General features: G+C 49.2%; 14 protein-coding genes and 1 pseudogene. 5 read left to right on the top strand and 10 right to left on the bottom strand.

What is annotated here, in order from left to right:
• Positions 1-70: 70 nt before the first annotated feature.
• Both C7B65_RS08600 and labA read right to left on the bottom strand, forming a co-directional pair.
• Positions 71-1,687 (bottom strand): 2-isopropylmalate synthase, encoded by a 1,617-nt coding sequence (locus tag C7B65_RS08600; RefSeq protein WP_219898446.1) that lies wholly within the window; start codon positions 1,685-1,687, stop codon positions 71-73.
• Positions 1,688-1,835: 148 nt separating this feature from the next.
• Positions 1,836-2,354: a low amplitude/bright protein LabA gene (gene labA / locus C7B65_RS08595; RefSeq protein WP_073070962.1), complete on the bottom strand. Its 519-nt coding sequence runs from the start codon at positions 2,352-2,354 to the stop codon at positions 1,836-1,838.
• Between the two features lie 537 nt (positions 2,355-2,891).
• On the opposite strand from labA, the gene C7B65_RS08590 reads away from it, so the two are divergent.
• The gene (locus C7B65_RS08590) at positions 2,892-5,225 is read left to right on the top strand and encodes a serine/threonine-protein kinase (protein ID WP_073070857.1); all 2,334 of its coding nucleotides are present in this window, start codon (positions 2,892-2,894) and stop codon (positions 5,223-5,225) included.
• Positions 5,226-5,430: 205 nt separating this feature from the next.
• Here the strand turns inward: C7B65_RS08590 and tftA are convergent, their stop codons facing one another.
• Positions 5,431-6,855, bottom strand: coding sequence for a hormogonium tapered terminus morphoprotein TftA (tftA, locus tag C7B65_RS08585; protein WP_073070858.1), 1,425 nt, complete (start codon positions 6,853-6,855; stop codon positions 5,431-5,433).
• A 253-nt stretch (positions 6,856-7,108) separates the two neighbouring features.
• On the opposite strand from tftA, the gene dnaG reads away from it, so the two are divergent.
• Positions 7,109-9,025, top strand: coding sequence for a DNA primase (gene dnaG, locus C7B65_RS08580; protein WP_073070860.1), 1,917 nt, complete (start codon positions 7,109-7,111; stop codon positions 9,023-9,025).
• Between the two features lie 133 nt (positions 9,026-9,158).
• Here the strand turns inward: dnaG and bioF are convergent, their stop codons facing one another.
• The 4 genes from bioF to C7B65_RS08560 are packed head-to-tail and all read right to left on the bottom strand — an operon-like array spanning position 9,159 to position 11,636.
• On the bottom strand, positions 9,159-10,313 hold the full coding sequence (bioF, locus tag C7B65_RS08575) for an 8-amino-7-oxononanoate synthase (protein ID WP_073070862.1): 1,155 nt from the start codon (positions 10,311-10,313) through the stop codon (positions 9,159-9,161).
• Positions 10,310-10,531 (bottom strand): hypothetical protein, encoded by a 222-nt coding sequence (locus C7B65_RS08570; protein WP_073070864.1) that lies wholly within the window; start codon positions 10,529-10,531, stop codon positions 10,310-10,312. The genes bioF and C7B65_RS08570 overlap by 4 nt, the downstream gene beginning before the upstream one ends.
• A gap of 56 nt (positions 10,532-10,587) precedes the next feature.
• Positions 10,588-11,238 carry a Uma2 family endonuclease gene (locus C7B65_RS08565; protein ID WP_073070866.1) on the bottom strand — a complete coding sequence of 217 codons (651 nt, stop codon included), beginning with the start codon at positions 11,236-11,238 and terminating at the stop codon, positions 10,588-10,590.
• 32 nt (positions 11,239-11,270) lie between these two features.
• The gene (locus C7B65_RS08560) at positions 11,271-11,636 is read right to left on the bottom strand and encodes a DUF1823 family protein (RefSeq protein ID WP_219898444.1); all 366 of its coding nucleotides are present in this window, start codon (positions 11,634-11,636) and stop codon (positions 11,271-11,273) included.
• Positions 11,637-11,683: 47 nt separating this feature from the next.
• On the opposite strand from C7B65_RS08560, the gene C7B65_RS08555 reads away from it, so the two are divergent.
• On the top strand, positions 11,684-11,971 hold the full coding sequence (locus tag C7B65_RS08555) for a hypothetical protein (protein WP_223257346.1): 288 nt from the start codon (positions 11,684-11,686) through the stop codon (positions 11,969-11,971).
• On the opposite strand, the gene C7B65_RS08550 is transcribed toward C7B65_RS08555, so the two are convergent.
• Together C7B65_RS08550 and C7B65_RS08545 are read right to left on the bottom strand one after the other, a co-directional pair.
• A complete protein-coding gene (locus C7B65_RS08550; protein WP_073070869.1) occupies positions 11,972-12,898 on the bottom strand; it encodes a hypothetical protein in 927 nt (308 codons plus the stop codon). It abuts the gene before it with no gap.
• Positions 12,899-12,952: 54 nt separating this feature from the next.
• Positions 12,953-13,336, bottom strand: coding sequence for a hypothetical protein (locus tag C7B65_RS08545; protein WP_073070871.1), 384 nt, complete (start codon positions 13,334-13,336; stop codon positions 12,953-12,955).
• Positions 13,337-13,796: 460 nt separating this feature from the next.
• Between C7B65_RS08545 and C7B65_RS08540 the strand changes: the two are divergent.
• Positions 13,797-13,908, top strand: a pseudogene (locus tag C7B65_RS08540) (transposase); the annotation flags it as partial.
• 231 nt (positions 13,909-14,139) lie between these two features.
• Positions 14,140-14,982, top strand: coding sequence for an alpha/beta fold hydrolase (locus C7B65_RS08535; protein WP_073070872.1), 843 nt, complete (start codon positions 14,140-14,142; stop codon positions 14,980-14,982).
• 126 nt (positions 14,983-15,108) lie between these two features.
• Here the strand turns inward: C7B65_RS08535 and C7B65_RS08530 are convergent, their stop codons facing one another.
• On the bottom strand, positions 15,109-15,627 hold the full coding sequence (locus C7B65_RS08530; protein WP_073070874.1) for a hypothetical protein: 519 nt from the start codon (positions 15,625-15,627) through the stop codon (positions 15,109-15,111).
• Between the last annotated feature and the right edge of the window lie 163 nt (positions 15,628-15,790).

Here is a 15,790-nt window from a genome sequence, read left to right as displayed (position 1 = left end):
GCCTCACAAAAATAAGGGGTGGACAAGATGTCACCCCATAAAGTAGCACTAATTCTAAATCGATGCCGCTTTATCGAGTCTCAACGATTTCCTCAGCCATCTGCTCACTAGAAGCTGACTGCAACGCTGCATAGAGACGATTTAGCGCATTTACGTAAGCTTGAGCCGATGCCACAATGATATCGGTGTTGCCTGCGTGACCTGAAAAAATACGATCGCCATACTTTAATCGAATCGTCACTTCTCCGATCGCATCAATCCCCGCAGTGACCGATTGCACCGAGAACTCGATCAACTGGTTGGGCACATTCACAACGCGGTTGATCGCTTTATAAACTGCATCGACTGGGCCGGTTCCGGTCGCGGCATCGGTGAGTTCTTCGCCTTGCGGATTTCTCAGCCTGATCGTTGCGGTTGGATAAGCGCGATCGCCGCAAGACACCTGCACCATTTCTAACCGAAACAATTCGGGAACTTGCTGAACTTCGTCATTGGCGATCGATTCCAGATCCCAATCGGTGACTTCTTTTTTCTTGTCGGCTAAATCTTTAAAGCGAATAAACGCCTTATTTAGCTCGTTGTCACCTAACTCAAAGCCCAATTCTTTCAATCGAGTGCGAAAGGCGTTGCGCCCTGAATGCTTGCCGAGAATAATCTGATTGCTGGTCAGCCCGATCGACTGAGCATCCATAATCTCGTAGGTGTGCTTGTTTTTCAGCATTCCGTCTTGGTGAATGCCCGACTCGTGAGCAAACGCATTGGCACCGACGATCGCTTTATTGGGCTGCACCAACATTCCAGTCAAGTTGGACACCAAGCGAGACGTTTTATAAATTTCCTGAGTATTGATGCGAGTTAGCGGCGTGTCTGACTCAACAGGGCGACCCAAAAATGGGTTGAAATATTGCCGTCTGACGTGCAGCGCCATCACCAACTCTTCGAGGGCAGCATTTCCGGCTCGTTCGCCAATGCCGTTGATCGTGCATTCTAGCTGTCGTGCGCCATTCTTCACCGCTTCGAGGAAACAGGCAACCGCTAACCCCAAATCGTTGTGACCGTGGACAGAAATGATTGCCTGATCGACATTGGGCACGTTTTCTTTAATGCCGCGAATCATGTCGCCAAACTCGCTCGGGGTCAGATAGCCCACCGTATCGGGAATGTTGATCGTCGTTGCGCCAACTGCGATCGCGCGTTCTAACACCTGATATAAAAACCCTGGATCAGACCGCGCCGCATCCATCGGTGAAAATTCGACATCGGTCACAAACGATTTTGCATAAGCGACCATTTCTTCGGCGATCGCTAACACTTCCGATCGGGTCTTCTTTAACTGATATTCGAGGTGAATATCCGAGGTTGAGATAAAGGTGTGAATTCGGGCATGGGCGGCAGGTTTTAGGGCTTCAGCCGCCGCTTTGATGTCAGCCGAAATTGCCCGCGCCAAACTGCAAATAATCGGGCCGTCTTCGGTGCCAACGGCTTTGGCAATGCGCTGAACTGCCTCAAAATCGCCAGGGCTGGCATAGGCAAAACCCGCCTCAATCACATCTACGCCAAGTCGCGCCAGTTGCCGAGCGATCGCCAGCTTCTCATCGACGTTGAGGGTGGCTCCGGGGCACTGTTCCCCATCGCGCAAAGTCGTATCAAAAATGATGATCTGGTCGGGTTGAGATGGCACGTTCATGGCTCAAATAGTTGAGTAGTGGATAATGGATTGAAACCTCAGAGATGCAAAAAATAGCGATCGCATCGGGTCGCAATCTTAAAATCTATTCTAGTATGCGAATCTACTTTAAGACTGTCGATGGATGACGAACTGGGGAAGGTTGCTTTCAGTAATCGGCTTTTTCAATCTGAGGGCGAATGTCGTTGAGGTCGATGTAGCGATCGGTAACATTTCGCAATTCTCTCGCGATCATTCCTTCGGTTGACACTACGGTGATATGAGTGCTTTTAGAGCGCAGCAGTTCGATCGCTCGTTCAAAATCGCCGTCACCGCTAAACAGAATCACCCGATCGTACTGCTCAACGGTGTTAAACATATCCACCACAATTTCAATATCGAGATTGGCCTTTTGTGAATAGCGACCCGAAGTGTCGTCGTAATATTCTTTAAGAATTTTAGTTCTAACCGTGTAACCGAGGCTAATCAACGCATCTCGAAAGCCTCTTTGATCTTGAGGATCTTTCAGCCCGGTGTACCAGAAGGCATTGACTAACTCGATCTCTCGTTCACTAACGAAGTATTCCAGCACTCGTTTAGGGTCAAAAAACCACCCATTCTTTTGTTGAGCATAGAACATATTGTTTCCGTCTACAAAAATAGAGAGACGGTTCATGGAGTAATGCATAGATAATTTAAGACCTATAAATTGTAGAATCAAAATTGGAATAATTAATTCTAGCAACGCAAAACCAGTCGGTTGCTGAGAATAACGCTTCAAGTATTAATCCTCTCGGCAGTTTGAACGGCTCTGTAGTTAAACCTTGACCCAGAGTTCTCCCCTAATCAGACTCGATCGCACAACTGATCCCCGATTGAATAACTCGACCCGTCTAAGACTGTCTAAAGGTAGACGTTTTTAGAAATGAAAAGCTTTAGCGCCGCAGATAGATGACTGAGCTAATTTGGTTTTTCTTAAACTCTCCTGTTATTTAAAGTCACGATTCATAGCAACTCTTAATGATGATCTTTATAAAGTGAACTCTGAGTCATAAATGGGATTCCTCACCTATAAGACAGATTTAGGTTCATTTAATTATCACAAATATTTCAAAAACCGTGAAGGTAAAGAGTGAGTACTATTATCGTAGGGATGGAGATGGCAATTCTCCATAGCAGGTGCAGTTAAGCCGCGCGATGAGTAGTTCCTATTGCTAGACAAGACATGCCCGAAAAGCCGTCAAAGCCTCTCACAGAACCCCTAACCCAGGGTCAACCCACGCTTGTAAACGACACCACCCGACCCGAACACTACAGCCCCAGGTTTAGATTTGATCGCTTAGGACACATTTTGATGGTGGCGTGGGCGATCGCAGCGGCAGCGCTGACGGCTTCAAACCCGGCATCGGTGCAAGTGTTGGAGCGACAGGCACAGAGCCTACTGTTCAAAGTGCGAGGTACGGTTCCGCCACCGAGCCAGATTGTGATCTTAGCGATCGACGAAGAATCGATCGCGCAACTCTCAAGCCTGCCACTGCGACGCGCCATCTATGCAGAAGCGATCGATAAGCTGATGCAAGCCGGGGCAAAGGCGGTCGTTGCCGATGTCTTGTGGGATCTGCCCAGCAGCTACGGCTACAGTAACTATGATGCAGGAATTGTCTCATACGACGATCGACAGCTACAAACTGTTCTGCAACGCTATGAAGGGCAAATCGCTCTATCGGCAAAGTTTGTGCAAGGCGACAGCCGTCAGGGAGAGCAGTCTAACCTCAGCTTGCCTTATACGCCGTTTCAAAGCGAACTGAATCCGATCGGGTTTACCAACTTCTTGTCAGAACCCAACGATCGCATCCATCTTTTGGGAAGTCGATTTCTAGAAAAGCTGCCTGCCCAAGAAGCGGAAATTATTAAATCTGCTAAAGTGCCATCGTTAGCTGAAGCTGCCTTACAAGCGACGAAGCTCAAATATTCACAGCCCCAAGGAGACAATATTTTCTTTTATGGCGGCGCTAACACCTTTAAGCCCGTCTCGTTTTGGAACGTGATCTCGCCTGAGAATTGGAACAGCGAGTATCTCCAAAAGGGAAAGTATTTCAAAGACAAAATTGTGCTGATTGGCGTGATCACAAAATCGAATCCAGATTTTCACCTCACGCCTATGGGTGAAATGTCAGGAGTCGAAATTCACGCCAACGCGATCGCCACCCTGCTGCAAGATCGATCCATCCGCGAAGCGTTTGCCGACCCGGCGATGGCAGGCGGGCTAGTGCTGCTGGTGATCTTTGTGGCTGGGCTATTGCTAAGTCGAGCCAGACGACCCCTGTTTCGGTTGTTTTGGGCAGGGGTGATGGGGCTAGGCTGGGGTAGCGCTTGCTATGTGGCCTTTGGCAGTGGGTTGGTGATTTTGCCAATGGCGGTGCCGATCGGCGCGATCGGGCTAGTCGGCGTGTCTTATTGGCTGACTGGCTCTGCATCGGGGCATCTGATCAACCAACGCAACAAGCGGATCAGCCAAGAAGTCAAGCGCTCGGCGAGAACCATCGAAATGATGAGTCAGCGCAGCGATCGCGAAGACCTGCTGCGAGAACGAGAACTCGAACTCGCCAACAAAACCCTGGGTGGGCGCTATAAAATCACTCAAATTTTGGGTCACGGTGGCTTTGGTGAAACCTATATTGCCCAAGATATTAAACGTCCCCAGAGTCCGCAGTGCGTCGTCAAACAACTCAGCCCTGCCACCAGCAATCCTCATCATTTGAAATTGGCGAGACGATTGTTCGATCGCGAGGCAGAAGCCCTAGAGCGGTTGGGCAGACATGAACAAATTCCTCGTTTGCTGGCTTATTTCGAGGAGGATGGAGAATTTTATCTAGTGCAAGAATATATTCCTGGGCACTCGTTGAGCGAAGAACTTTCGCTGGGGAGACAGCTTCCTGAAGCCAGAGTTGTCGATATCTTGAAAGAATTGCTGGAGATTCTCAGCTTTGTTCACGGTGAAAAGGTGATTCACCGTGATATTAAGCCTAGCAACATTATTCGTCGTCAAGCAGATAGCCAACTCGTTTTGATTGATTTTGGAGCCGTTAAAGATCAGTACAGCAAACTAGCAGCCGAAGACACTAGCAACAATTTGACGATCGGCATTGGCACTCAGGGCTATATGGCTCCTGAGCAAGCGGCGGGCAAACCTCAGCACAACAGTGATATCTATGCGGTGGGCATGATGGGTATTCAGGCTTTGACCGGGTTGCCCCCCAGCCAGCTAAAGCCCGATTCTCAAACGGGAGAAATTCGGTGGGAGGATAAAGCCCTGGTCAGTCGAGGGCTGGCAAACGTGTTGTCTAAAATGGTGCGCTACGATTCGACCAAGCGCTATCAATCGGCGATCGAAACCCTGCAAGCGTTGAAAAAGCTCTCTAATTTCACGACCTTGCAGCTCAACCAGGAGCTTTTTATTGTGCCTGAGATTGCAGAAGACATCACGATCGAAACGCGAGCCTGGCCTGAAACATTTGGCTCAGGAGAGGTGCCGCCCACCGAGCCACCTGCTAAGTAGCGTTCGGGCTTGATCCGAAATCAGATCAGTTCTTTCGCTTCGTTCTTCAGCACTTCAGCCCCCTAAATCCCCTATTCTGGGTGACTTTGAGCCGGAAATTGTGGCTTGAAGTCTCCCAATTTTGGGGGATTTAGAGGACAGCCTGGATTTGCAACCGCAGCGAAAAGCTTCATCGAATTCACGTTGATCTGAACCCGAAACCTGCTCATAAGATTTGTGCCGACTCGTAAAGTCGTCTTAAAATCGCTGTGATTTTCGCTCCATATTGCAAGTCGGCTGCCCAGCGTCCACTTAGCTGATCGACGAGCGGTGCAACCCCACGCGTCACAAAGTTAAATCGAGGATTCACGATCTCTTTAACGATCGGGGCAGTGCTGGCATAGGCTTTGAGAAGCTGAATGTGCGCTCTGACCCCGATACGAGCACTGGGGAAGGAGGCCCCGGCGGGAGTGCCTGCCACATCGCCTAGCCCTGCAAAATTGTTTTGACTGGGCTTGATTATCCCCCCAAAGCGCAAAAAGTCCGTTTCTAAACACATTTGAGAAAAGGCGATATCGTGATTTACGCCTTCACCAATGCCATTTACGCCTTCACCAATGCATTCTTCTCGATAAAGCTTGGCAATGTCTGGAAACTGAGTCAGAGCCGCCGCATTGTTGTTTTTAAGAAATAAGCTGAGATTCGCTTCGGTTGTGGCACCTGGACTCATAATTCGATCGATAGAACCCGCACAAATTCTGAGAATCGATCGCAGCATCACCGTTCGCGATGGAATATCCCAGCCGACGACGACGTTGTAGGTTCGCAGGTCAACGGCTCTAACAAACACTACGCCTCGATAGTTGATGCGACGCGTGTTTGGGTCGGTTGATAAGTCAATCCCTAACTTATCAGACAGATCGATCGGGATAAAAGCACTGCCACTGACGAGAATCCCCTTTTCGCCGTAGATTTGACCATTTAAGTTGATGGCGATCTCTTCATAAATTGCAGTCGAGGCTAGAGTTGACGTTGGAGTCGGCGTTGAAGTCAGCGTTGAAGTCAGGGTCGGTGTTGGAACAAGCCCTGAGACGGTTCGACTCCAGGTGATCAGACCGTCTGCGATGCCCGCAGCGAGGTCACGGCGTTGATTTTGCAAGATCAGGCGATCGTCAGAGTTGGTGAGAAACCCCACTTCCATCAGCAGCGCTGGCGGCACAAGTTGACGACAAAACCCCAGACTGCCCAACGGAGTCGCGGTGTCGGGTTGAATGCCTCGACTCGGCAGTTGGGGAACGCGGCGCACCAGCGATCGCAGCACCAAATCAGCGTGACTTTTGCGCTCGTTATTGTTGGCAATATAGTAAACCGTTGCCCCCCGAACTGAGGGATCTGAATACGCGTTGGCCCTAATTTCTAGCGCCACATCAGTGCGGCTACCTCGTGAATTAATCCATTCATAAGTGGCGCGAGGGCTGAGTTCGTCGGGCACTGACAAGACTTCTGCCCCGCGCGATCGCAACTCTGCCACCACGAGATCGCGAGTCATGATCATTTCTCTGGCTTCGGTGGTTCCGGCAATAATGGCTCCCGGCTCACTTACGCCATTGATGCGATCGCCGTGCCCGGCTGAAAGAAAGATTCGTCCCATCGGATATCTGTGATAGTGGTTGTGAAACGTCGCTTAAAACTTGTAACTCAAAATCCGTCGCTTAAAACTTATATCTTATAAAGTGATTCCTCCAAAGTCGTAGTGGTTGATTTTTCTAATTCTTGTTAAAAATAGAGTACTTGAGTACTACAAGATTGAGCGTTGCTTTGCGAATCGATCGCAAAATACCTGTTAAACTTCATGCACCAAGAACCAGGGTAGCCGATTTTCTCTGAGCCGGATCTCTATCACTATGAACGTCCCTCGTCTCCACCCAGACACGATCGAACAAGTCAAACAGAGACTCGATATCGTTGATATTGTTTCTGAGCATGTCGTGCTTAAAAAACAGGGCAAAGACTTCGTGGGGTTGTGCCCTTTTCATGACGACAAATCGCCTAGCTTTAGCGTCAGCCCTAGCAAGCAGTTTTATTATTGCTTTAGCTGTGGGGCAGGCGGCAACGCGATTAAGTTTTTGATGGAGTTGGGTAAGCGATCGTTTAGTGAAGTCGTGCTTGATTTAGCAAAGCGCTATCAGGTCGCAGTTCAAACTTTAGAACCCGAACAACGGCAAGAGTTACAGCGTCAACTCTCGGTGAGAGAACAGCTTTATGAGATTTTGGCATTAACGGCACGATTTTATGAACACGCGCTCAATCAGAGCCAGGGAAAAGCCGCACTGGAGTATTTGCAGAACGATCGTCATCTCAACCAAGCCACGATCCAGCAGTTTCAACTCGGCTATGCTCCGGGCGGCTGGGAAACGCTCTACGGTTATTTGGTTGAACAAAAGCACTATCCCGTTGCGCTGGTTGAACAAGCCGGATTAATCGTGCCGCGCAAGACCGGAGACGGTTATTACGATCGCTTCCGCGATCGTTTGATGATTCCCATTCTCGATTTGCAGGGGCGGGTCATCGCCTTTGGCGGTCGGACTTTGAGTGACGAACAGCCCAAATATCTCAACTCACCCGAAACAGAGTTATTTGACAAAGGCAACACACTTTATGGTTTAGATAAAGCGCGGGCCACGATCGCTAAACAAGATCAAGCCGTCGTGGTGGAGGGCTATTTTGATGTGATTGCCCTACACGCGGGCAAAATCACCAATGCGGTTGCCTCGTTAGGCACTGCCTTGAGCATTGGTCAAGCTAAACAACTGTTTAAATACACCGACTCTAATCGAGTTATCTTTAACTTGGATGCTGATCGTGCGGGTGTGCAAGCCGTTGAACAAGCGGTTGGAAAAGTGGTGTCGCTGGCCTATCAAGGCGAAATGCAACTGCGGGTTTTGAGTATTCCTGATGGTAAAGATCCCGATGATTTTCTCAAAGCTCACTCGGCTGCAAGCTATCAAGATCTCTTAGATGACGCGCCCCTATTGGTTGACTGGCAAATTCAGCAAGCGCTGGTCGGCAAAGATTTAAAGCAGTCAGACCAGTTTCAGCTAGTGGTAGTCGAAATGGTGACGCTGTTAGGCAATCTGCCCAATCCCACCATTCGCACTCACTATATTCATCGTTGCGCCGAGCTTTTGAGCCAGGGCAACAGTCGGATGCTGCAACAAATCGAAGAAGATTTGCGGCTTCAGGTGCGGGGTCAACGCTGGCACGGACGATCTCAGAAATGGCAAACGCCTGGAGAACGCACCCTTCTCGAAGAATCAGAGGCGCTGCTGCTCAGACTTTATCTCCATTCCCCCTCACATCGAGGCGTGATCGTCGAGGCGTTAGAGGCTCAAGACTTAGAGTTTAGCCTGTCTCATCACCGATTTTTGTGGCGGCAAATTTTGGATGTCGAACGATCTGATCAAGGTCAACAGTCCCTTGATTTGCTGTCGCTGTTACGCGATCGCTGCACTGACTTTCCGAGAGAGATGACGCAAGTCTATGCGCTGTTTGAACTCAATGAGAAAACCGAACGCGACATTCTCCGCGCTGAATTAGGCATTCGGTCTGCCGCCGCTGCGATTGAAGAAGTCATGTGCGAAAAGCGCCGCCGCCATTTCTTAGATTTGTGGAAAACGACTGATCTCGTCATCAATGCAGAACTGGGTCACCATTATCAACAAAAATGGCAATCGGAAGTGAAACGCATTCAAGAACTCAGACACCAACGTGAGGTGAATTTTTTAGATCTGGTGAATGTTCCGATCGTAGGCGAATCCTAGTTTTATCCACCTCTAAATTTTCCGTTGATGCATAGAGATTGGGTGTAGGGGCAATCCCCCCGTGGTTGCCCAGAATCTAGGGTAGGCACGGGGGCGCTACCCCTACGAGGTGGTTGAACATCGTGTAATCGGATCAAACAACGCAACTTAATGAGGTTGCTAATTGTTCAATATGTTCACGATCGTGGGTTGCCATGATCGTCACGCGAATGCGGCTAGTTGGCACCGTTGGCGGACGAATCGCAGGCGCAAAAATGCCAGCATCTTTGAGGGTTTGCCCGACTCGTAAAGCGGTTTCTATGTCTGGTAATTGCAAACATACGATCGGAGACTCTGACGGCAGAAGTTCTAAAGAGTGCTGTTCGATTAACTGTTTGAATAATGCAACGTTTTGCCAGAGTTTCTCTCGACGTTGTGGCTCGTGTTGCACAATCGCGATCGCGGCAATTGCGGCTGCTGTGTCTGCGGGTGATAGCCCTGTTGTATAAATCCAGCTAGCGGCACGATTGCGAAGAAAATCAATTAGTGTTGTAGAGCCTGCCACATAACCGCCCAAGCTGCCTAATGATTTACTCAGCGTTCCCATTTGAATGAGCGATCGTCCTGTGCATCCAAAGTGTTCTAAGCAGCCTGCGCCCGTTTTGCCCATGACTCCCGTTGCGTGTGCTTCATCGACTAACACCATGCAGCTAAATTCGTCTGCTAAATCGAGCAGTTGTGGCAATGGGCAAAGATCACCCTCCATGCTAAAAACAGTGTCAGTGAGAATCAGGCAGCGTTGAAAGTGAGAACGCTGTTGCGTGAGTTTAGTTCGCAAATCTTGCAGGTCACAGTGAGCATAGTTTAGAGTAGTTGCACCACTGACGATCGCGCCAGTTCTCAAACTGGAATGGTTGTATTGATCGGAGAGAATCAAGTCGCGTTTGCCCACGATCGCAGCGATCGTTCCCAAGTTTGCCAAGTAACCAGAACTAAAGACGATGGCATCTTCAGTTTGTTTGAGACGTGCGATCGCACATTCCAATTCCCGATGTAGTTTGCGATGTCCAGTAATTAGCCGAGATCCAGTGCTTCCCGTTCCATAAGTTTGCGTTGCAGCAATCGCCGCTTGAATTAATCGATCGTCTCCTGCCAATCCCAAATAATCATTACTAGCAAAGTTGAGAAATGATCTTCCCTCGATTTGCACGATCGCGCCAGGGCGATCGATCGTCGTCATAGAGCGATGCCAGCCAGCCTTGTGGATCGTTGCGAGAGATTGATCAATCCAGGCGTAGGCATTCGTCATGATTCCTGCGGTGGCTCATCGGGTCGTATTTCGGCGTTTTTGCCGCGCACGGGTGGCAGTCGATCGACTAAGCCCATGTCAAACGCCACATCCGGTAAATCTCCAGTGATGTATTTTCCGGGCTGAAACACTCTTCCCGGCGTAAAACACACCTGACGAAGCACCACTTCCTCACTGGGCAAAAACATACTGCGAGACATTCTGCGTTCGATCGCCATTGCTCATTCTCCCTAATTTAGTGAATTTATAAATCAGCCGGATCGATTCCTAGCTCTTAGAGTTTTCTCAAAAAGACGGCTGCTTGCGCTTCAGCCTGATCGGCGCGTTGCCGCTCTTGAATTTCAGCTTCTTCAGGAGTCAGAACTAACGCTCCCTCTGGCGTAAAAAACCGTAGCTGCTCATTCAAGATCCCTAAAAATAGTTGCAATTCATCACTCCAAAGCCAGCCTCGATCGTTTGGCTCGATCGCTTCATAGTGACGATAGTTAAGTTTAAAGCCCTTAAACTCAAACGTGTAGGGATGAAACCAGAAATAGTCAGGAGTCCGAAACACATCTTGATATAACTGTTTTTTTAAGCCGCGATCGACTTGAGCCGTGCTGTCGGAGAGAACTTCAAGAATAAAGTTAGGATATTTACCATCTTCAGCCCAAACGACCCAGCTTTTACGATCGCGCCGCTCAGTGTCTAAGACAACAAAGAAATCGGGCCCTCTCACGTCTTCAGATTTGCGTTGACGAATGCTGTAATAAATGCTCAGATTGCCGCCTGCAAAGAAGTTGGTGCGATCGTTCCACAGCCGTTCTAAACAGGTCAATAACAAAATTAGCTGTTTAAGGTGTCGAGTCGTTTCCAAAGGTGGCTCGTCGCTCAATAACTCGTCAGGCGGAAAGATAGGAGTGTCAGGTTGACTGCTGAGAACCATTTTGCTCACCCATGATCAAGCTTGCCTCTAGTTTAATCGTCAATGTCGTTGAGTTGCAGATAGCTCAATAACCAGTTAGCGATCGTGGCTCTTCGCGTTTTGCGCGGCACGAGTTCACCGACTTTATAGCCTGCAAATCCCAACTTTTCTTTGAGGAGTTGTTTATTTTCAGCCGGAATCGATCGCGTCAATTTCACCACTGCTGGGCGACTCGCAATAAAATCGGGCGGCTGAGGATAAGCAGATCTCCAGTCTGGATCAACGTCTTCATTAATCCACATCGCACCGTCATAGCGATAGCCTAAGCAATCCCAAACCAAACGATTTACGATGTCATCGTCCAGCGTATCGTTGAGAATTGCCCAAATCGTATCGATCGTTAAGGATGGAACAGACATAATCAGACATAAGTTAGGTGCAAATCAAGCTGTGATCAGCATACAACTTGTCTCCGATCGCTGTCACAATAAACGATGGCATTCACAATACTCACGCGATGCGATTTACAATTTCGAGCGGGTCTGGGCAAACGTTAGCGATCGGGCAACTCTTCATTCAAACCAGCGAAACGGGAGGACAGAAACTTTGTTTTCGGAGCGATCACGGCACGCTCATTGAGGGAGGCGCGATCGCTCCCGATGGCGATCTCACCGACGCAGGTCAAGAGTTATATCGGCAGTTTTTTGTCGCCTGGGGCGTGATGGGCATTACGATGTCCTCTCAATCTCGTTAATTATCTCAACTGCGCGATCGTAGACGGCGGCATCGTATCTGACGTTGCAACTTGAGACTGCTGCCGATAGTGATTTTCTAGCGCACGCGCGATCGCGCCTCTTCGTCGCTCTTGATCATAAGCAATGCTGTCATAGCGATTGCCCAATCCTGGAGCGTCCCACGTTTGAGTTCTAGGGTTGAGAAACGAATACGTCCGCGCCCACAAAACGGCACTTGATCCGGTCAATCCTTTTTGGTGAGCGACTCTTAGCCAATCGATATAACCCCCTTGATCTAACGCGGCTAAAGGAGCCTGATTTGCCAAGTCGATGCCGTTGAGTCTTTCTTCTAGCGTCATCCGAACGCCGTTGCGATCGGCTCTTTGTTTGAGAACCTGACTCTGACTGCGAAGGCGACGGAGTTGACGATCGTCGGCTTCTTCGGGGGTGCAGCTTGCGTCACAGTGCTGATAAGAAAAACTGCCCAAATTCCAGACCCCATTGCCGGGGTCAACGTGCCCATAATAAGCACGAGTTTTGCTGCCATTGAGCGATCGCGTGCCTTCAGCGTGTCCGACGGTTTTTGCGACGATCGAGTTACTGCCGCCTTCAAAAATCGCCTCGGTGTTATCAGCTAAGAAAGAAGAAACATCAGCCTGTCGAGATAGAGTGCGTTTCGCCACAGGTTTCTTTTCTGTCTTCTCTTTTTTAATCTCTCTCTCTTGTTTAGGAGGACTAAAGCTCAGTTCAGGGGTTTTTAGCTGAGCAGTGAGGGAATCTTGAGGATAATTTACTTGACGGCTAGTTGCGGCGGTTTCTACAGAATTGGGCTTTGCGCTAACCGTGCTGTCAAAATCCAGTGTTCCGCTCTGAGAAGCGTGGGCGACTTTAGCAAAGCCAAAAAACATGGTCATCAAACTAACGGCAACAAACAGAAATTTTTTCATAATTAGCAGGTGAAAGAACGATCGACACGTAGGGACATGGCATGCCGTGTCCTCCTATTTGCGAAAACTAAACGCATAGCCCCGATATTCGTTGCCTTCGTAGAGAACGATCAGCCAGGTTTGCGGGTCAAACGCGAGGGGATAAACCTCTCGATCGGACTTCACCCCACTCCGCACCTCTATGGCTAAGGTGCAGTAAGGCTCTTTGAGGATCGATCGCACTTTATCTTTGCGATCGCCTTCTGCAACGGTGAGCAATTGAGTCAACCGCTCTCTAGAGAGATTCACTCCTGGCTTTACAGCGTTTTGACAGAGGTCTTGGGGCGCTTTGGCTCCTAACAGATCGCGAGGATTGATTAACATTCCTGCCAGTGCAACGAAGGTGCCTGCTGCTAGCAAATACTTCACAGACTGTCTTCGAGAGCGTCGATATCTCATAGTCTTTCTCCTGTGGGGCTAGAGGGCGAGAAGATAACAGGACAAAGGATCATGAAAGGGCAACTGAGTCTTGTGTTTCAAGTCGTTAATGGTTTTAATAATACGTTTGTTCTATATTAACAGTACAGACGTACTAAAAAGCAAGTCGTTTTCTAAAAAAGACCTCCTGCGTGAGTTCGGACAGCCCTCCTCACGAAGTGGGGCGAACCCCTCGCCAACCCTTCTCCCCAAGGAAAAGAGAGCCAGAATCTTATTCCCTCTCCTTATAGAGAGGGTTAGGGTGAGGGCGGTTCGGATGCCAGATCATTGGTTGCCAAGCTAATAACAAACCAAGAAGAATGGCAAGATTCATTGTGCCAGCACGCTAGTTGAAACTACCCCCTTTAGTGGGAGACTTTAGTTGCTACACACCTCCCAATGGCTAGGATAGGGCTGCATAGTAGGTTTGAGAAAAACGACCATGAACGACCAACGCGCCCGGCAGCAAGACCGTGAACCGATCGACCGTGCATCTTGTCTGGGTGACGAAATATCGATATCCCGTGCTGAAAGGAGAGATCCAAAAGCGGTGTTGTGTGGAGACTAGATAATTCCTCAAATTTAGGGCTTTATCCAGTTTCTTGTCGCACAATGCCTAAATATCAGCAGTTATCCTGATTGGGGTTCAGGCTCAGTGTTCTTAGAGGGTAACAAATTGATCAAGTATCGGCTTCAACTTCAAAAACTGGCGGATTTAAGTCGTAAATTGGAATTTCATTTTTATGCAACTCCCTAAACTCAAACACGATCGCAAAGGCTAAGATATGGCAACCACTGAAAACTGGGTAGAGGTAGGCTCGCTGGGTTGGTTCTACCGAGAGGCTGACCCGATCGGGCGCACCGATCGCTCACCCGTTTTGCTCCTGCACGGGTTAATCTCTCAAAGCTATAGCTGGCGAGACGTGATGCCAGCCTTAGCAGAACAAGGATTTCGCACGATCGCCCCCGATTGGATTGGCTGCGGCTTTTCAGACAAACCCGATCGCCGGGACTTCGCCTACACTCCAGAAGTCTTGCTTAACGCTCTAGAAGCCTTTATCAACACAGTAGAACTCAAAAAGTTTTCTCTCGTCGCTCAAGGTTTTTTGGGTTCAGTCGGCATTCAATACGCATTGCGGCATCCTCAACAGGTTGAGCGGCTTGCCATTCTCAATGCGCCGATTAGTCAAACCGTCAAACTTCCCTGGAAGCTCAAGCAAATGAGCATTCCATTAGTGGGCGACATGCTGACCCAAAACCCTCTGCTCGTCGATCGCATTCTTGAAGGCGCGGGCGGCTATCGCATCACCGATCGCGATATGGATGTTTATCGCCGCCCTTGGATTAAGAGTTCTGATGCGGGGCGGGCGTTAATGGCGACACTACAAAACTTGCAGCTTCCGCAAGTCACCGCAGAAATTGAGACGGGTTTAACTCAGTGGAATCAGCCACTTCTGTTGGCTTGGGGAGTGCGTGACCCCTGGTTGCCGATGGCGATCGCGCAAACGATCTCTCAATTTCACAAAACCGCCGAGTTTGTCGCCCTCGAAGAAGTCGGACATTACCCTCAAGAAGATTGGCATGAAAAAGTCAGCGATTCGCTAGTAACATTTCTGAGAAGACGCTAATCGACCCTTAGAGTCCGCATTTTGACCAAAACCTCGGAGGTTTAAGCCATTCTGTCGGTCACATGCTTGATGCTTGGTTAAACCTCCGAGGTTTGCGTAAGTCCTAAGAATTTGTTGTCCCTACAATCAATCTAGCTTTGACCGAGTAGCAGAGCGTTCTTCATGGAGCTTTCGATAGGCATCTTGAGCGGCAGGCTTGACTTTATCCCAAGCAAGCCCAGTCTTGCCATGGGTTTTCACATATTCGCTTTGCAACTCAGGTTCGATCTCGTCAAAGGTTTTCCCAGTGTTGCCATGACGAGAGAAAGCGTCGTAGCCAGCTTTATAAGCAGGTGCGTAATCTTCATAGGTGCGACCTGGCTCAACATAAGGGCGAGAAGTGTGATGGACGCGCCAGTGTTCATGTTCGACGCTGGCATCAATGACCTCAGCCGTTTCCTTGCCTAATAGCCCGCCAGTGACCGACCCAATCGCGGCACCTACAACCGCCCCAACTGGGCCACCCACAACACCCCCGACGATCGTGCCGATCGTGCCTGCGCTGGCTGCGCCGATTCCAGTTTCTACAGGGTGGGCACCAGGTTCACCCGTAAGTGGGTCAGGATGTGAATTAGGTTCGCTAAGAGGTTTTGAATGATCGCTCATGATCGAGTCTCGCTTTTTAGTAAGTAGTAGCAACAAGTTAGCTTCGCTGCACTGCTATTAGCCCCTTTTTAAGCAGAACATTCATCTGCATTTAGGTGAGTCTGTGGTTTGTCTAAAGAAGTAGAAAACAGGTAGATCGCATAACGTTGATTCTGACAACCTA

Source organism: Phormidesmis priestleyi ULC007 (genome assembly GCF_003003695.1).
GTDB classification, from domain to species: domain Bacteria; phylum Cyanobacteriota; class Cyanobacteriia; order Leptolyngbyales; family Leptolyngbyaceae; genus Phormidesmis_A; species Phormidesmis_A priestleyi_A.
This window is presented reverse-complemented; position numbering and strand designations above follow the sequence as displayed.